This window comes from Enterococcus sp. DIV0175, assembly GCF_050529075.1.
Lineage (GTDB): Bacteria > Bacillota > Bacilli > Lactobacillales > Enterococcaceae > Enterococcus_B > Enterococcus_B thailandicus.
On sequence record NZ_CP172880.1, the window covers coordinates 1,061,020 to 1,080,000 of the forward strand.

17 protein-coding genes are annotated in these 18,981 nt (G+C 35.1%); all 17 read left to right on the forward strand.

What is annotated here, in order from left to right; genetic code table 11:
• Window positions 1–239 precede the first annotated feature (239 nt).
• The 17 genes from IGJ76_RS05140 to dnaK all read left to right on the forward strand — a co-directional run bounded on the left by IGJ76_RS05140 (window position 240) and on the right by dnaK (window position 18,974).
• Entirely contained in the window at window positions 240–1,523 is a 1,284-nt protein-coding gene (locus IGJ76_RS05140; protein WP_430596784.1) for a replication initiation factor domain-containing protein, read from the forward strand.
• An 18-nt stretch (window positions 1,524–1,541) separates the two neighbouring features.
• Window positions 1,542–2,168: a Phi-29-like late activator gene (locus tag IGJ76_RS05145; protein ID WP_430596785.1), complete on the forward strand. Its 627-nt coding sequence runs from the start codon at window positions 1,542–1,544 to the stop codon at window positions 2,166–2,168.
• 44 nt (window positions 2,169–2,212) lie between these two features.
• Window positions 2,213–2,767, forward strand: a complete 555-nt coding sequence (locus tag IGJ76_RS05150) for a hypothetical protein (protein WP_430596786.1) — start codon at window positions 2,213–2,215, stop codon at window positions 2,765–2,767.
• Between the two features lie 29 nt (window positions 2,768–2,796).
• The gene (locus tag IGJ76_RS05155) at window positions 2,797–3,219 is read left to right on the forward strand and encodes a hypothetical protein (protein ID WP_430596787.1); all 423 of its coding nucleotides are present in this window, start codon (window positions 2,797–2,799) and stop codon (window positions 3,217–3,219) included.
• Between the two features lie 15 nt (window positions 3,220–3,234).
• On the forward strand, window positions 3,235–4,218 hold the full coding sequence (locus tag IGJ76_RS05160) for a conjugal transfer protein (protein WP_430596788.1): 984 nt from the start codon (window positions 3,235–3,237) through the stop codon (window positions 4,216–4,218).
• 3 nt (window positions 4,219–4,221) lie between these two features.
• Window positions 4,222–4,446, forward strand: a complete 225-nt coding sequence (locus IGJ76_RS05165) for a hypothetical protein (RefSeq protein ID WP_075491379.1) — start codon at window positions 4,222–4,224, stop codon at window positions 4,444–4,446.
• 10 nt (window positions 4,447–4,456) lie between these two features.
• Window positions 4,457–4,846, forward strand: coding sequence for a conjugal transfer protein (locus tag IGJ76_RS05170; protein WP_430596789.1), 390 nt, complete (start codon window positions 4,457–4,459; stop codon window positions 4,844–4,846).
• A gap of 19 nt (window positions 4,847–4,865) precedes the next feature.
• Window positions 4,866–7,370, forward strand: coding sequence for an ATP-binding protein (locus tag IGJ76_RS05175; protein WP_430596790.1), 2,505 nt, complete (start codon window positions 4,866–4,868; stop codon window positions 7,368–7,370).
• 15 nt (window positions 7,371–7,385) lie between these two features.
• A complete protein-coding gene (locus IGJ76_RS05180) occupies window positions 7,386–9,467 on the forward strand; it encodes a hypothetical protein (protein ID WP_430596791.1) in 2,082 nt (693 codons plus the stop codon).
• Between the two features lie 42 nt (window positions 9,468–9,509).
• Window positions 9,510–10,541, forward strand: a complete 1,032-nt coding sequence (locus tag IGJ76_RS05185) for a phage tail tip lysozyme (protein WP_430596792.1) — start codon at window positions 9,510–9,512, stop codon at window positions 10,539–10,541.
• Window positions 10,542–10,554: 13 nt separating this feature from the next.
• Window positions 10,555–11,097: an EF0163 family protein gene (locus IGJ76_RS05190; RefSeq protein ID WP_311798129.1), complete on the forward strand. Its 543-nt coding sequence runs from the start codon at window positions 10,555–10,557 to the stop codon at window positions 11,095–11,097.
• A gap of 193 nt (window positions 11,098–11,290) precedes the next feature.
• Entirely contained in the window at window positions 11,291–12,154 is an 864-nt protein-coding gene (locus IGJ76_RS05195) for a TIR domain-containing protein (protein ID WP_311798130.1), read from the forward strand.
• 344 nt (window positions 12,155–12,498) lie between these two features.
• Window positions 12,499–13,881 (forward strand): tyrosine-type recombinase/integrase, encoded by a 1,383-nt coding sequence (locus IGJ76_RS05200; RefSeq protein ID WP_430596793.1) that lies wholly within the window; start codon window positions 12,499–12,501, stop codon window positions 13,879–13,881.
• Window positions 13,882–13,982: 101 nt separating this feature from the next.
• Window positions 13,983–15,164, forward strand: a complete 1,182-nt coding sequence (hemW, locus tag IGJ76_RS05205) for a radical SAM family heme chaperone HemW (protein WP_075491004.1) — start codon at window positions 13,983–13,985, stop codon at window positions 15,162–15,164.
• Window positions 15,165–15,394: 230 nt separating this feature from the next.
• The gene (gene hrcA / locus IGJ76_RS05210; RefSeq protein WP_430596794.1) at window positions 15,395–16,438 is read left to right on the forward strand and encodes a heat-inducible transcriptional repressor HrcA; all 1,044 of its coding nucleotides are present in this window, start codon (window positions 15,395–15,397) and stop codon (window positions 16,436–16,438) included.
• Window positions 16,439–16,534: 96 nt separating this feature from the next.
• Window positions 16,535–17,098, forward strand: a complete 564-nt coding sequence (gene grpE / locus IGJ76_RS05215; protein ID WP_067484263.1) for a nucleotide exchange factor GrpE — start codon at window positions 16,535–16,537, stop codon at window positions 17,096–17,098.
• A gap of 46 nt (window positions 17,099–17,144) precedes the next feature.
• On the forward strand, window positions 17,145–18,974 hold the full coding sequence (gene dnaK / locus IGJ76_RS05220) for a molecular chaperone DnaK (protein WP_067484266.1): 1,830 nt from the start codon (window positions 17,145–17,147) through the stop codon (window positions 18,972–18,974).
• Window positions 18,975–18,981: the final 7 nt, after the last annotated feature.

Genomic DNA, 18,981 nt, shown 5'->3' on the forward strand with positions numbered 1-18,981 from the left:
ACCTCTTTTTATGCGTAAAACGTAAGTGGTGACGTATATTTCAAGTGTTGCTAGTCGTGCGTGGGGTGGGCTTGTCCCGCCCCACGCGATCTACCCCCGTTTTATAACATGGGGGTAGAAATTACAAACCCATTAAAAAAAGTCGGTTACTTCCCTTGTCCCGCAAGGGATTCAGCGATTTGTATTTTGTTATATTTTTTATGATAACTTGTTATATTTTAGGAGGTAGGTTTAAACAGGTGCGAGGGATTGAATTGAAACGATTTCGTAAAGAATTAGGACTTAAGCAACAAGAATTAGCTAAAAAATTAGAGATTAAACAATCTTTAATTTCTATGATTGAATCTGGTAAACGTACAATTTCAAAAGAACTTGAAAAGAAAATTATTGAAGAGCTTCACTTATCTGGTGGGACTGCTTCTGTAGAAGCAAAAATTGACTTTTTAAGAGTTCGTTTTAAAACCTTAGATGTTCAAACGATAATCGAAAAGTTGCTTCACATGGAAATGATATGGTTTACTCATGAACCCAGAGGTTTTTATCACTACACAGAAACGTTTTCATATGGATCAATTCGATTGTTTAGAAACCCAGAAAATACAAACATGGGTATTATGTTGGATTTGTCTGGTGAAGGTTGTCGTCAATTAGAAGAAATTTTTGAGGAAGACAACAATCGGAGTTGGACTGAATTTTTTCGATCACTCTATGATGATGATATTTTTGGTAAAAACATTATTGTTGATACAAAAATTACTCGTATTGATATTGCATTAGACGAACTGATTGTTGACGGACAAAAGAATTTTGATTTGTACTTGTTAAAAGAAAAAATGGAACAAGGTTTAGTTAGTACGACATTTAAAAATTTTGATTTTAACGGTGGGTTTGCTTATGAGGGTGGAAAGATGGTTAACAAAGGCTTGTCACTTTATTTTGGTAGCCGTCAATCACCATTGTATTTCAACTTTTATCAAAAGGATTTTGAACTTGCTCGAAAAGAATCTATGTCAGTTGAAGAATCTCGGGAACGTTACAGAATTAAAAATCGTTATGAAATTAGGCTTTCTGATGAGAAGGCTTTTTTGTTTGTCGAATATTTTCTTTCGAGTGGTGAGAGCTTAGATTGGCTAGTGAAAGAAATCGTCAATGCGTCTTTAACAGTCTATGAAATTGAAGATGGTATGCAAGTTTATTGTCAAACATGGTATGACGTTATCGACAAATTGGAAGGTTTAAAACTCTCGGTTCAAGGGGAGAAACCTTCAATTGAGAAAACACTGCGGTGGTTATCGAATTACCTTGCGCCTTCACTGAAAATGATTAAGTTAATTGATAACTATTTAGGGACAAATGAACTGATGGAAAGAATTGACTTTGCAGAATTAAAGGAAAAGCATGAGGAACTGATCGAACAAGTTTGCGTTGGTGCAAAAGACCTATTGCTTACTACAGACAGCAACAATGAAGTACGTGATTATATGCGACAAGAATTTGAGTTAGAAGAAGAATATCCATTTTAAATTTGAGAGGTAAGAGAATTGGAAGTAAGCAGAGAGTTTATTTTAAGGATCACGAGGGAATGTGGTTTTATTAGTGAAAAACTAGATAAAACAACAGCAACTCTGAATAGAATCATGAAACAGGTTGAAGAATTAGATAGCGAGGGGAAACTAACCATTCCTTATTTAAAAAAACGAACAGCAATAGGGACTTCTGAAATTGGTATTCGGCAATATGAAATGAAAAGAAGTGATTATTTATATCCGGAATATGAGAAATTTATGAAGCCAGTAGATAAATTATGTTGGAGTGATTATTTCTTAGCAATCAAGAAATTTAAATTAACGGTTGCTGAATTTACAGATTTTCTGGATAGATATAAAAATTTTGTTCCCAATAATGCGAGTGAGTTACAACGAAAAGTCCGAGATATTCTAACTAAAAAAAGGTTTATTATTGATGGATATTTTGAAGGGGACTATGTTACATGGATTGGTGTTTATGCACGCCCAAAAGACAAACCTACGTATCTTGATCCGTCAAATGCAGAAGAAGCACGTTTACAAGAAAAATATAGCGTGGGTGGTTTCAAACAGGATTTTTCTGAATGGTTTGAGTGGGAAATTATAGATGGGAAATTGACAGATATTGGGGAAGAATTCTAATTCTTGCTCTTTTTTTGTGTGATTTTTTGAAGGAAGGTGATGAATTGCTACGAAAATTAGACAAAGGATTAACGAAGAATGAGTATGTTATTCGTTATATGAAAGATTTTAAACGTTTAGTGTTAACTGGTGATAGAGTGAGAAATCTAACTGTACGTGAAGAAGAATTGTTGCGTTGTGAGGAGCGCATGGCTGCTTTGTTTTATGAACAATTTGTTCGTAATCATAAACGTGCACCTGATGTATCAATTTTGGAAGGTGAAGTCAAAAGCAATTTTTTAGCACGATCTAAAGTGTTTGCTCGTGTAACGAAAGTAACGACTGAATATGAATTTGTACAACTTCATATCAATCAAATTCGCTTATTGAAACAAATGAGAAGTGAGTTATTTTCACCAGATAACTACAATCGAGTGTTAGAACATGAAAAGAGAGTAGCTCAACAATATTTTCGCAAACATGATGATTATCCTGCAGGGTACGAAATTTTGCGAATTAGTCAGTCGTATGATGTGGTCGAGCAAGGACTGAATTACCTTTTAAAAGCTTTTTATGAAATTTATCGTTGTGAGTATCGTAAATATCAAAAAATGGCGTAACGAGATTAAAAATAGAGAGGAATTTTGAAATGAATCAAAATATTATGCCCATTTTTCGAGAAAAAAGTGAGTTTTATAAAAAATATGCTAGGTATTCTGTACCAGAAATGCTAAAAATTTATGAATTTAATGTAAATGAAAATCCGATTGATGATGAGGACATTGTTCATATTGAAAAAACGAAAGCCTTTTTGATGAGTAAAGGAATCGTTGATGTCCCAATTTATTTTAAACAAGAATTTATTGCTGAGTATCCCTTAGAAAATACCAGCTTGATTGTAGAAGGTTACTATCAACGAATGCCAACAGGCGAAAAAAGGTATAACAGTTATTCTTATAGTTTTTATAAAGCTAGCTATCAATCTCATTTGGGGACTGTAGCAAATCGAATGTATGCAGAAAGAGTGAACAAAATAGTGTTTTTAAATACATTTGAAAAAAATTACCTTTAATTGAAGGAGGAGAAAATGGATTTAAAGAAGATTAAGAAAAAAGAAAAGAAAGAAAAAACGCCGTCTGTAAAAAGAATCACACAAAAGAAGGCAAATCGGTTCGTTCTTGCAGGTCTAGTTATTCTTTTTGTTCTTTCTGTGATTGGTGTTATTCGAGCGAATGCAGTAGCTAGTAATTTTACTCGCTTAAATGCAGAAGTTAAAACAATCAGTCAACAGTCAACTAAAAAAGAAGTTGTGAAAAAAGAGTTCGATGAATCGGCTCTTTCTTTTTATGCCCAAAATTTTGTGAAAGAGTATATCAATTACAATACGAAATGGGAAGATGATGTCAAAAAAGCTCGTTTAGATCGCTTATCGAAGTATTTATCATTTGATGTAAAAAGCGTTGATGAAACAGAGAATCATACAAAAGATTTTGTCCGTAAGTTTAAAGAAGCAGATGTTGTTCAAGTCGAGGAAACAGAGCTGAGTAAGCTTGTTCATTTAAATGTTGTTTATGAATTAGAACAAGAGAAAACAATGAAAACTGTTCAAGAAGAAATGGTGTTACCGATACAAGCAAAAGATAATCTTTTTTCAATTGTTAGTCGTCCTTATTTTTTAGCGACCACTTTACCACAAGGGAAAACAGAAGCATTAGAAGCAGTAAAAGAACAAGTGGATGTTCCAGTAAAAGAAAAACAATCCATTGAGAAATTTTTAAAGATGTTCTTTGAAAAATATGCGAATGGTAAAAAAGAAGAGTTAATGTTGTTGATGAAAGAACCAGAAAAAGCGACTGGAGCAGATAAGTTTGTTTCTTTTGATACAAATGAAATTAAATATTTTGAAGTAAAAGAAGAAGGTGTTCGTGGCGTTCAAGTATCAGTTACATTCGCAAATATCGAAACGAATTTAAAACACACGGAAGATTTTTCTCTTTGGATTTCAAAAACCGAAAATTCTTACTTTGTGAATACATTTAAACATTATTTTACCGAAAAGGCAGGGAGTTAGCTTATGAATACAGCAAATTTAGATAGTTTTTTAAAATCAGGTTTTATTACCATTTTAGCGTTTGGTGTCATTGTTTTAATTTTGAAGCATTGGAAAGGTGCAGAGTGGTTGAAAATTGGGTCAGTTATTTTGATTGCTTTGATTTTGAATGATTTTGCAATGAATCAAGGGAAAAACATTTTTACGCTTGTTAAATGGGTATTGAATTTATTTGGAATTAGCATGTAGGGGTGTAAATATGAAATATTATGATTATTCGAGGGGCTTAAAAGCCCCTTATTCTGTGCAAGTAATTAAGTCACCAAAGGGAAAAATTGTTTGGGTATTTGCCCAGCCAGTCAGCTTACCATACATACTTATGCTTATTTTTGGAGTGATTATGGTAGCGGTATTCTGGAAAACAGTTCAATTGCCAACAATTTTTGGCGTGAACTTAAATTTTTTACTTATGCTTTATCTGCCTAATAAATTGGCACGCTTTTTTTCTGAAACTGAATTTGATGGAAAAAATGCTTTTAGCTTTATAAAAGATTTTCTTGCTTATGTGAAGCAAATTGTTTTAGATAATCGTCCAATCGTGGCTTTTGAACGTGTAAACGAAATAGAAGAATTTTCATTTCAACGATAATGAAAAGAGGAGGAAAGAAATGCAACTAGAATATCCATTGATTGAACAAAGTAAAAAAAATATAGTATTAACGCAAGAAAAAACTGCGATTGCGTACTATCGTATTCGTTCTGAAACAGTAACTTTAACTGATACAGAAAAGAAACAAAAGACAAAGAAAAAAGTAGCTCGTGCATTGAAAAGGTTAAAACAAAATGGTGGCTTTGAAATTGATTTACTGCCTGTCAATGCTGATATTCGAGGAAAAATGGGTGCAATGCGTTCGTTAATTGACCAAGAAAATTATGCCGTTGGCGTGGATAAATTGAAAAAAACTTCTGTTGTCTTAGAGAATGAAATGGGTATGGTTTACGAGTATACATGGATTATAGGTGTTCCATTGCTGAAAAAAGATACTGCTGTAGAGCTGAAAGAAAGTTTCACCAAAGCAATCGACCATGTTTCTGAGAAAGTAGTAAAGGGAGTTGGTTTTGATATTGCACTTGATGAAGATTGGGAAAAGAGTTACCACGATCAGGAACAAGAAGTGTACCAAAACTTATCAGAGCTACTAGTTGAGCGTTTAACAGAAGATGAATTGTATTATTACCAATCTTACCAATTTTTGAAAAATATTTCCCATGAACGAAAAGATATTCTTTCAAGTCAAAATTTGGAAAATTTGATGGCAACAAAAATTAAACCGCTGTTTTCTGGTGGTTTACGTTTTAATTGTGAGTATGGCGAAAGCTATGTTTCTTATTTGCCTATAGGAGATATGGGCGTCTTTCTTGATGGCAACCATTTATTAGAAATTACTCAAAAGATGCCTTTTCCAGTAGAAGTGAAGGTACAGGCAACTTTTGCGGAAAGTAAGGGACAATTAGCACTTTCTGGGCGTTCTTCTCGAGCACGTACTCGAACGAAAAATATCATGCAGGAAGCACATTTGGCAGGCTCTAAACAGAAACGAAAAATCGTTGAAGGACAATTATCTTTAGATGATTTAGATCAAAAAATAGATGATAACGTGGATATTATTGATTGGAAAACAGTAATAGTTGTTAGTGGGAATACGAAAAAACAAATGCGTGCTCGCAAGAAGTACCTAATTAACCGTCTTGGAAGTCTAGGGATTCCATTATTAAAAGCAACATTTGATAACCCGTATCTCTTCCAATCAACGCTGTATGGTAATTTTATGCGTATGAAAAACGCTAAATGGCAACATACCAGTACTGTTGAAGCACTGGGTGAGTTAAACTTTTTTACGTCACTGAAAGCTGGCACCAATTTAGGGTATTACTTTGGTCGTGTGGATACGACACTTGAAGAAAAAGAAGATCGAAATAGTATTATTTTAAATTCCAAAAATTTAATCTTTATGAATATGTTTTTAGGAAACAAGCAAGATGTGAAAGGAAAGAAAACAAACAATCCACATTGGGCACTGACAGGCGATACAGGAAATGGGAAGTCTGTGACAGCTAAGAAGTTATTTATGGAATGTGCTACTTTAAAAGATAAAGTCTTGTATATTGACCCTAAAAAAGAAATGCGTCGTCAATTTATGCGGGCAATCAATAATAAAGCTTATCAAAAAAAATATCCATTAGATGTTGATTTTGTACGATCATTTAACTTTGTAACATTAGATGTTCGCGATCAAAAAAATCGTGGTGTACTTGATCCAATCGTTTTATTTGATGAAACAGAAGCGATTGCAACAGCGAAAGCTATGTTGACGAATATTTATGAAGGGACATGGAATCTAAAACAAAAAACAGAAATTAACGAAACTACTGCGAGTGTTGTTTCTGAGCGGAAATTAGGAAAACAAGTTGGTTTTTGGCATGTGATCGAGCGTTTGGCAGAAAGTGAAATTCCCGATGTTAAAGATATGGGACGTTTCTTACTTTCAACGGTCAAAGGATCAATTTTAGAATTAGCTTTTTCTCATGGTGAAGTGGAAGGACTATCTTTTGAGAAGAAAATAACGATTTTAGAAATTGAAGATTTAGATTTGCCAACGGATAAAGATGAACAATTAGATGAAAATAAACGATTATCTGTGACGTTGATGTTTGCGTTAGGGACATTTTGTTCAAAATTTGGTTCAAGAAATCCAAAAGAAGAAACTGTTACATTTTTTGATGAGAGTTGGATTTTCCAATCTTCACCTGAAGGAAAAGCAATTTTAAAATCAATGAAACGGATTGGTCGTTCGTTTAATAATTTCTTGGTACTCATTACACAATCAGTGAATGATTTAGATGATAAAGATGATGGCATGGGATTTGGTACAGTTGTTTGCTTTGATGAAGTACAAAACAGAGAAGGCATTTTACACCATTTAAACTTACCAGTAAACGACCAAAATATGAAATGGGTATCAAACATGGTGCAAGGGCAGTGCTTGCTTAAAGATATGTTTGGGCAAGTTAATCGTGTGGTTGTTCATGTCATTTTTGAGGAATGGTTAGAACTATTTAAAACAGTTGATGATACGGAAGCCTCGGTTATGGAAAATCGTTTTTCAGCGTAGGAAGGGGCTTATGATATGCAGTATTTAATTGATAGCTATAATGCTTACACAGTAGGCGGTGGTTTGTTAGATAAAGGGTGGCAAGTTGTCAATTGGTTTTTTGTAGACATTCCATTTTTTGTTTTAAAATTGTTTGCTTCATTTTTTCTTTTTTGTGAAGATGCGTTAAACAGTTCCGATTTCTTCATTGACCAACAAACTTCGTCTTACAGTATGTCGGTTAGTATTTTGAATAATTTCGGGGGAAAGAATATAGGTGGAGGTACCTTACTGGGACTAGCAGTGATTGTTAGTTCTTTTTACTTGCTCTATATGTTCTTTTTTAGTTCAAGAAATTTTTCAAAAACACTTTTACAATATCTGTTAGTCGTAGCAATATTCTTTGCTTGGTTTGGTCAAGTTTCAACAACAGGTCAAAATGGCGTACCAACAAGTTATAATACGTCTACATTTTTAATTAAGTCTGTGAATGAGTTTACGAAAGACGTACAGAAAAACTTCATTTCAGGAACAAACTATGGGAAAGATGAAGGTTCTACAGATGCGAATGGAGTTTATCAAAGTCCATTATTCGATGCTACTGTAAAACAAACGTTTAATTATGTGAACAGTGGTTCACTGGACGGAAAAATGAAAAATGGTGAGAAGTTAAATTATAGCAAACTATTAGAAAAGCCTAAATTAAGCGATGACGAAAAAGAAGAGTTTATAAAAGCTAGAACCAAATATATAGAAGGGTTAGAAAAAGAAAATCCATATTTTGAACAAAACGCAAATAAGATAATGGAAAAGGCTTTTGCCGTTTGGGTAGGGATTGTTAACTTAGGTATCCTATCTTTTCCTGTGACGTATATAAACGTGATGTTAACGATCATTCAAATCATTGTTAATTTGTTAATTTTAATCTTTCCAATTATTGTTTTGTTTTCGTTCTTTCCAAAGTGCCAAATGGTGATGTTCAAGTTTTTCAAAGCATTGATTGGAATTTTATTCTTACCGATTATTTTTGGTGTATTTCTGTCTGTGCTTTTTTGGGTAAATAAATTGATTGATCAAGCATTTTTAGGAATGGTGGATGAGATTAGCGATAGTTTACTAATGGTTTTAAGTGGAGAGATCATTCTACTCGGAACGATGCTAGTGATGATTATTGTGAAATTTATTTTCTTACGAAAACTCTGGAAAAATCGTTATAGAATCTTGACTTATTTTTCTGATGGTCAAATCGAGGAACCTGTTTTTGAAAGCAAGGTAACAGAAAAAGTGCAAGAAACTGCTGAATTGGGCGTAAATGCAGGAAAGGTTGGCTTAGGAGTCTATACTGGAAACATTCCATTAGCGCTAGAAGGCGCTTCAAATCTATTACCCCAAAATGATAAAGCGCTGAATTTGAGTCGGGAATATTTTGCTTATGGGAATGGCACGTCCGAATTAGGTCAGAGTTTATCTTCTTTGTTTAAAAAACGAACAGAAGGAGAAGGGGATTTGCCAATCGAAACAGAGGATATTGTTGAAACAGAAGATGTACCAGAAGGTGTGTCAGAAGTCGAAACACCAAACGACAACTTTGTAAGTGAAGAAAATCAAGATGATGATTTGCTTGAAGCAGATATAGAAACGCTTGATAGTGAGGGCGAAATGAATGAACCTGATTTAGGAATATATGATGAAGCTTCGTTACCTTCTGAATTAGAAATTGAAGCAGATATGTTAGATGTTCCTGAGTTGGATCAATTAGAAGAACAAAACAATGAAGATTATTCGATTGAGTTAGAACCAAGTGAAAAATCAGAAATGGAATCAATTGAGCGTGAGAATATTGAATCTTCTGAACCGATTAGTAATGATGTGGCTGAAAATAGTATGAATGTAGTTGTAGATAATTTTGATGAGTTACAATTTGAAAGAGACGAACGTGCTTATTTTGATGGTGAATCGGATCAAGAATTGATTGTAGGAAATACGGAAAATTCTTTAAATAATGTGCTTTCTTTTTATCATTCGGAAGAAAATTTTAGGAATTTAGAAGCAACAGAAGAAGAATTTTTCGGTTCAACATTTGAAGAAGAACGTATTGATTTTGCGGAAGGCTGGTAATTTTACCAGTCTTTTTTTATTTGAAAAAAAGTGAGGTGTGTCATGAAAAAAGTAATTTATTTTATGTTGGCGTGTAGTGTCTTCTTTTTATTACCATTTATTTTGTTTTTAGGTGTTTTTTCTTCTGAGGCTGATGGTGATTCTTCTCATTTTGATCCTGAAACACCACAGGAACAAGTTGCGCTTGATGTTGCAAATTTTGTACAGGCGAATGGTGGCACACAACAATTTGCGGCTGCGTGGCTTGGAAACATGGAACATGAAAGTGGCTTGATTCCTTCACGTATTCAATCGGATCTACCGTTTAACGAAACAACAGCGTTTAATCCTTCGATTGGAGGTTATGCAATGGGGTTGGGTCAATGGGATTCAAGCAGGCGTGTTGATCTGTTGAATTTTGCTAAAGAGGGTAAAAAGGATTGGAAACTTACAGCAGTTCAAATGGACTTTGCTTGGAACCATGATGGCTCTGATAGTGAATTATTGAAAAAAATGTCAAAGGGTACGGACGTAAATACCTTAGCCGTTGATATTTTGAAACATTGGGAACGTGCAGGCACAAAAGATGATCCAATTGAACAAACCAAAAGAAAGACTAGTGCTAACAATTGGTATAAACGATTGAGCACAGGATCAATGGGAAATGGTTCCAATATCGGTGGCGGAAAGATTGATGTTTTAGAAGCAGTGATGGGACAAACAATCAACGGTGGACAATGTTATGGGTTAACGGCATATTACGTTGAAAAGTTAGGTGGGCCACAAATGATGGGTTCAGGACATATGTTTGCAGGGGCTATTGGTAGTGACTACGATTGGAAAAAATATGGTTGGGAAGTGATTTTTAATCCGAAAGCTTCTGATATAAAAGCAGGGGACGTAATCAATTGGCCGGGTGGTGAGGCATTGTCACCGGGAATATACGGACACACTGGCATTATAACTAGCGTAGAGAAAGATGGAAAATTTACCACTTATGAACAAAATGCGGAACAAGGGCAAATTTGTGCGAAATACAATCGTCAATGGGGAAAAGAGTTTACAAAAGTTACGAGTATTGTTAGAAAAAAATAGAAAGGAAGAAAAAATGAGACGAAAAGTAATGTTATCAATGATCATTTTATTACCAGTATTTTTGTCTGCATGTGGGACAACACAACAAGAAACGACTTCGACTGTAGAAGAATCGAAGTCCATGCAGAGCGTAGAAACAGGAAACACTAAAAAACAAGAAGCTAGTTCTAAAGAAACGACAGTCACCACGGAATCAAAAAAAGAAACAGAATCAACTAGTTCAGACAAAGAGGATATAGTAGTAGATAATTTGAAGCTGTTGACTGCCTATGGAGAAGCCTATGCCAATTTTTCAAATATTGATCACCGCAACCGAAAATTAAAAGAACTGATGACAGAAGAATGTATCCAACTAAACGGAATCGATGTTGAAACAGGAATCATGTTAGAAAGTTCCGGAAAAATCGTCTCCATTTTTCAAAATGATGAAGAAGAGGCTGCTGTCTTACTGGAATGCCAGCAAAACGGCTCCACCGTCCACGTCCTATTAGTGGCACAAGTAGAAGATGGGAAGATTGCGGAAATGACATACAATATGTTGAAGAGGGAGTATTGAAGTAGTTATTCAATAAATACTAAATAAAAAGACAATCCATTTTTATATAAATATCGAGAAAAATGTTTTCTAATCTAATTAAAAGTTAAACTATGGAATTATAAAAATGTGATACAATTTTAGTGTAAAGTATTTTTGTAAGTAGAATATTGTAGATAAATAAATTTGAATATAGGAAAGTGGAGGTCAGGTTATGAGTGTGTCTTCTTTAGAGTCAAGAGAAAGAGAGTATATGAAAGATGCAGAAAAATTAAATAAAGATTTGCTTTCAGCACTCAAAAAAGAAAGTGATGCAGTTAAAAGTCTGGGGCAGTTTAGTTCTAGGTTACAAAAGGCTAAATCGACTTCGCAAATAAATATGTATAGTAGAAAAATAGAATCAGAAAATAAAAAAATAGCTGATGCAAAGAAGAAACAGGTAGATATACAGAAAAAAATTTCGGCTAATACGGTGAAAATAAATAATACTAGAAAAGATTTAATGAAAGAAAGAGCCAAGAAGGACAAAAAAGCACTAAATCGCCTTCAAAGAGAAAATCAGAAACAGCTTGAAGAGATTGTTCAGCAAGTTGAAGGGTCATTTATGAATGGAGTTTCAGGTAATAATAAAAGTTATGAACATGATATATTTTTTTCTTACGCACATGAAGATAGTGACTATGCTGACCCACTTGTGCAAATGATGATAGACAATGGAATTGATGTGGTTTTTGATAAAAATGATTTAGATTGGGGAGAAAGTATAATTGATTTCATTAATAATCATTTGAAAACAGTTAAATACGGAATTATCTTACTAACTCCAACTTATTTAGAAAAATATTGGGCAACATATGAATTAAAATCCTTGTTACAACGCCATTCAAGATCAGGTGGACAGAATATCATATTACCGATTTGGCATAATATTACAGCGGACGAAGTCGCTAGTAAAAACTTGGCGTTGACGGATTTTAACGCCTTATCTACTACAATCTATACTCAAGAAAAAATTGTAGAAAAAGTTATGGATCTGTTTCCAAATGATGAAATAGAAACAAGCGCTGAAGAAGAGTGATAGAAAAATGGACTAGAAAGCTGCGGTTGCTGACTGTAGCTTCTTACTTTTTTACAGATATTTGTAATCGAGGAGGACATAAATGAAAAAAATCTCTGACAAAGAGATTTGGGTCGGTAAGAAAAGCTTAATAGAACGTTTTTAAGGGTTAAAGAGAAGTGCATTGAATATCTGACTGATGGAGATGCGAGACAGTCCATATTCCATGAGTACATACTTGATTCGTCTCAGCATTTAGTTTGGATCAATTTAGAAAGATTTATCAAATTTTTAATATGAAGCACACGAATGAGAATTTTAAAATTTCTGATTCGTGTGCTTTTTATTTTGGGAAGGAGGAAGGATTGCTGCGGTCGTCAGATTTAAACCAGTATTTGCGAAGTTCTTATACAACAATTGATAAAAAAAGTTATTTACGCACATTTCAAGTCTATTATGATCCAGTCAAAGAAAAGACGCGAAAGAAAAGTGTTAATTGGAAAGCAAAAAGATTTAAAAGTGAAAAACAAGCGTTACGCTATTTAAGAGAGCAGATAAAAGAAGAATTTCGTACATATGCGATTTTTTCTGACGCGAAGAAATGTGAAACATTTGGTGAATTAACTGTTCTTTGGTTGAAGGCTTGGGCACCGACCGTTCGTCAAACAACCGTTCATTATCAAAAAGAAATTCTTAACCGATACCTTCAACCTTACTTCTCAGATAATCTGCGACTGCAACATCTAACTCCTTTATTGGTGGAAGGAATATGGGCGGATATCTTAACTATCCGCTCAAAGCAAACGAAAAGGCTTTTAGAAAAAGCGACATTGGAAAAGATTCGTTCCTTACTTAAACAAATTCTTGCTTATGGTTATCGGCATGATTTAGTCTTGTTTGATTTGAATAAGGTTGTGTTGAAAATTCCCAATGATCGAAAAATATTAGCGATTCAACGCAGAAAAAAGAAGTTTCTAGAAAAAGAGGAAATCCATACACTTTTACAGGCAATCGATGAAAAATATGAAAGGAATCATGAAATCAATAAGATGGGGAAATTATACTTGGATATGGCAGAATTTCTGATTCGAAATGGGTTGAGAATTGGTGAGTTAAGTGCGTTGACGGTTGAGAAAGTTGATTTTCATGCAAAGAAGTTAGTGATTGACGAAGCAGTGGTGGCAGCTGGGAGAACCATTGAACAATACATACGCAATCCTCCAAAGACTATTTCCTCCATTCGGGAAATCGATTTAGATGATCGTTCGCTTGCGATTATTCGAAATCGAATTCAAATAAATGAAGCGAGGCAAAAAGAAATGAGGCAACGAGAAACAGGAACTTTTATAAAAACATATCAAAGAAAGAAACAGACTGCCTATCACAAAAAGGTGAAGGCTTCCGAACATTTTCTTTTTTCGACTACGATTTTTCAGACTCAAAATGGTACACCCGTTGTTTATCATTCGTTTAATGAATTTATGAATGGACGTGGAAGTAATAAAAATCCAGTAAAATGTGTCAAAGATATCTTAAGGGAAAAATATCCCGAGTTTAATAAACACGTGACTACGCATACCTTTCGCTATACACATATTTCTCTTTTGGCTGAAGCCGGCGTTCCAATCAAAGCCATCATGGATCGAGTGGGTCATTCCAATATGAAAACAACACTGGAAATTTACAATCAAGTGTCTAGTGCAACGAAAGAAAAAGTAATCCAAGAAGTCGATTCTTGGATTTTTTAGTGGATTTGTTTCCCAATTACAGTTAGTATGCTTTTATATGAGTAGTCGAAAAGAAGGTCGAAAAATGGTACGACTTTTCGATGTAAGGAGAATTTAATTCAATGAATGAAACAACTAATTCCGCAGAACATAAAACTTCTGCGTATATCCATATCCCATTTTGTGAGCATATTTGTTATTACTGTGATTTTAATAAAGTTTTTTTAGAGGGCCAACCAGTTGATGAGTATGTTGAAATGTTACTAAAAGAGATGAAGTTGATGATGGAGAAACATCCTATAGAAGATTTAGAAACATTATATGTTGGTGGGGGAACACCAACTTCGTTATCCGCACAACAATTAGATCGTTTGCTAGCAGGCGCTCGTGATATTTTACCTTTTCGAACTGGAAAGGAATTTACTGTTGAAGCGAATCCAGGTGATTTAACGCGAGAAAAACTACAAGTCATGAAAAACTATGGTGTGAACCGTTTATCTATGGGCGTTCAAACGTTTGATAATCGTTTGTTAAAAAAAATTGGCAGAAAGCATACTGCTGAAGATGTATACCAAACAATGTCATTTTTAGAAGCAGAAAACTTTTCCAATGTAAGCATTGATTTGATTTATGCTTTGCCTGGACAAACACTTGAAAATTATCGTGATACACTGGAAAAAGCATTAGCGCTAGATTTACCGCACTATTCTTTATACTCGTTGATTTTGGAAAATAAAACAATGTTCATGAACTGGGTAAGACAAGGTCGATTAGAGTTACCCGATCAAGAAACAGAAACGCAAATGTTCGAGGAAACGATTGAAGCAATGGAACAACATGGCCGTCATCAATATGAAATTAGTAATTTTGGATTGACCGGTCATGAATCACAACATAATCTAATGTACTGGAATAATGACCATTATTTTGGCTTTGGTGCAGGGGCAAGTGGGTATCTTGATCAAACACGTTATCGAAACAAGGGGCCAATCCAGCATTATTTGCGTCCCTTGCGTGAAGGAAATTTACCGATTTTAGAAAAAGAAACGTTATCACGAAACAACCAGATTGAAGAGGAGCTGTTTTTGGGGTTGCGTAAAAAATCCGGAATCAACAAACAACATTTTTATGATCGTTATCAACAAACGATAGAGTCACTCTACCAGTCAACGTTAGATACGTTAGTGAAAGACGACTTGTTGGTGAACACTGAAGAAAGAGTTTATTTAACCCCTAAAGGTACATTTTTAGGGAACGAAGTTTTTGAAAAATTTTTGTTACCAAAAACAGAAATCAATGAATAAAAAATGTTTAAATTTAGTTAAATAAAAAGATAATCACAAATAATTGCGTAGCGAGAAGTCAAACAAACATTGATTTCCCGCTTTTTTTTGAATAAAACTCATCGTTAGCACTCGGGGCGGAAGAGTGCTAAAAAGTGATGTGTTTTTCTTGACAGAAAGAAGACGACTTGTTATATTAGTAAGTGGGTTAGCACTTAGAAGATAGGAGTGCTAATGAGAGGTGATGGAAGATGTTAACACAGCGTCAAAGTGATATTTTGCGTCTGATCATCCAAAACTATACGAGTAGTGGCGTACCCGTTGGTTCCAAAACGCTAATGGCTGAGGGAATTGAAGCAAGTTCAGCGACGATTCGCAACGATATGAAGGAGCTAGAAGAAGACGGGTTGCTGTTAAAAACTCATTCTTCCTCTGGTCGGATTCCATCTGCGGCGGGATATCGTTACTATGTGGATCATTTATTGAAACCAACTCGTGTAACAAATGATGATTTGCAAGTGATTAGGCAGTCTTTAGGAAAAGAATTTCATGAGATTAACGAAATCATTCGTCAGTCCGCTGAAATTTTATCTGAACTGACAAGCTATACGACATTCTCGTTGGGACCAGAAGTGAAAGATCGCCGATTAACTGGTTTCCGAATCGTACCGTTAAACCATCGACAAATTATTGCTATCGTGGTGACGGATAAAGGCAATGTTGAAAGCCAGGTATTTACTCTTCCAGCAAACCTGGGGAGTCAAGATTTAGAAAAAATGGTTCGGCTTGTGAATGACCGCTTGGTGGGTGATCCGCTAATGACGGTTTATCAAAAACTGCGAACAGAGATCCCAATGATCTTACATAAATATTTCCAATCAACGGAAGGTATCTCCTACTTATTTGATGCTGTTTTAGGTCAAGTATTTGAAGATAAGATTTATGTGAGTGGACAAATGAACCTGCTTGATTATGAACCCCATCAAGATTTGAATCAGTTTAAGTCGATGTTTTCTTTAATGAGGGATTCCGACGAGCTTACTCAAATGATTGTTCCGATGGATAGTAATATTCATATTAAGATTGGCTCTGAATTAGGGAATGATCTGCTACAAAATATGAGCATGATTCAAGCAAGTTATGAAATTGATGGACATGGCCGAGGAACAATTGCTTTACTTGGACCAACAAGCATGCCGTATTCACGAATGTTTGGGTTGGTCGATGTCTATCGAAAAGAATTAGCGAATAGACTGGCTGATTACTATCGTTTGCTTGATTTGTCTGGCTCATGATTGTAAGTCCGCATTTCTAAAATTGATAGCAGCTAATCTGATTTTTAATATGAACAATCAAGACAGCTGACTGAATAATGAAAGGAAGACTGTATCGTGAAAGAAAACCAAGAGGAATTAGAAAAAGAATTAAAAGACATCCAGCAAGATTTGGAAGTCGATACAGAAGCTGCGGAAGACTCAGGTGTTTCAGAAGTTGAAGTGGAAAATGTTGAAATCGTCAACTTGAAAGCTGACTTAGAAGAAATGGAAGATAAATTCCTACGCGCCCGAGCTGAAATTGCCAACATGGCAAACCGCGGAAAAAATGAACGTGAACAATTGCAAAAATATCGTTCACAAGATTTAGCTAAAAAATTATTACCTTCAATTGATAACCTAGAGCGAGCGCTAGCAACAGAAGTTTCAGATGAACAAGGTGCTAGCTTGAAAAAAGGTGTCGAAATGGTATTAGAAGGTGTTCGTTTTGCTTTGAAAGAAGAGGGAATTGAAAAAATCCCTGCAAAAGGCGAAACATTTGACCCAATGCTTCACCAAGCAGTCCAAACTGTTCCCGCATCTGATGAGGTGCCGGCAGATACGATTGTGGAAGTTTTGCAAGAAGGATATAAATTACACGATCGCGTATTAAGACCAACAATGGTCATTGTCGCGCAGTAATTCGTGCAACTATAAACTAAATTTTATTTAATGAGGAGACGTTAATATGACTAAAATTATTGGTATTGACTTAGGTACAACAAACTCTGCAGTTGCTGTATTAGAAGGAAACGAAGCAAAAATTATCGCAAATCCAGAAGGAAACCGTACAACACCATCTGTTGTTTCATTTAAAAATGGTGAAATCCAAGTTGGTGAAGTGGCAAAACGTCAAGCTGTAACTAACCCAAACACAATTTCATCAATCAAACGTCACATTGGTGAACCTGGGTATAAAGTAGAAGTTGAAGGAAAATCTTACACACCACAAGAAATTTCTGCAATGATTCTTCAATATATCAAAGGTTTTGCTGAAGATTACTTAGGTGAAAAAGTTGAGAAAGCAGTTATCACTGTTCCTGCATACTTTAACGATGCACAACGTCAAGCAACAAAAGATGCTGGTAAAATTGCTGGTTTGGAAGTGGAACGTATTGTCAACGAACCAACAGCAGCAGCTTTAGCTTATGGCTTAGACAAAACAGACCGTGATGAAAAAATCTTAGTATTTGACCTTGGTGGTGGTACATTTGACGTATCAATCCTTGAATTAGGTGATGGTGTCTTTGATGTATTATCAACAGCTGGTGACAACCATTTAGGTGGGGATGACTTTGATAACAAAATCATTGATTACATGGTTGCTGAATTCAAAAAAGAAAACGGCGTAGACCTTGGTCAAGACAAAATGGCTTTACAACGTTTGAAAGATGCTGCTGAAAAAGCGAAAAAAGATTTGTCAGGTGTTTCAAGCACTCAAATCAGCTTACCATTTATCACAGCTGGCGAAGCAGGACCTTTGCATTTAGAAATGACATTGACTCGTGCAAAATTTGATGAGTTAACAGCTGACTTAGTTGAACGTACAAAAATTCCAGTACGCCAAGCATTAAAAGATGCTGGTTTATCACAATCTGAAATTGATGAAGTAATCTTAGTTGGTGGTTCAACTCGTATTCCTGCAGTTGTTGAAGCTGTAAGAAAAGAAACTGGTAAAGAACCAAATAAATCAGTGAACCCTGATGAAGTCGTTGCAATGGGTGCAGCAATCCAAGGTGGGGTCATCACTGGTGATGTAAAAGATGTTGTTTTACTTGACGTAACACCATTATCATTAGGTATCGAAACAATGGGTGGGGTCTTCACTAAGTTGATTGATCGTAATACAACAATCCCAACAAGTAAATCACAAGTATTCTCAACAGCTGCTGATAACCAACCTGCTGTAGATATTCATGTTTTACAAGGTGAACGTCCAATGGCTGCTGATAACAAAACACTAGGAAGATTCCAATTAACTGATATTCCTGCAGCACCACGTGGTATCCCTCAAATCGAAGTTACTTTTGATATTGATAAAAACGGGATCGTCAATGTATCAGCGAAAGATCTAGGCACTTCAAAAGAACAAAAAATCACAATCAAATCTTCATCAGGTTTATCAGACGATGAAATCGAACGTATGGTAAAAGATGCAGAAGCTAATGCAGAAGCTGACAAAGCTCGTAAAGAAGAAGTTGATCTTCGCAATGATGTAGATGCCTTATTATTCTCAGTTGATAAAACATTGAAAGAATTAGAAGGTAAAGTAGACGCAGAAGAAGTTCAAAAAGCAGAAACAGCTCGCGATGAATTAAAAGCGGCAGTTGAAGCAAATAACATTGAAGAAATGAAAACAAAACGTGATGCTTTGAACGAAATCGTTCAAAACTTAACAGTTAAATTATATGAACAAGCTGCACAACAACAAGCGCAAGAAAATCCTGAAGCAGCACAAGGCGGAGCAGACGATGTCGTTGATGCTGACTTTGAAGAAGTCGACGGCGACGACAAATAATTAGTTC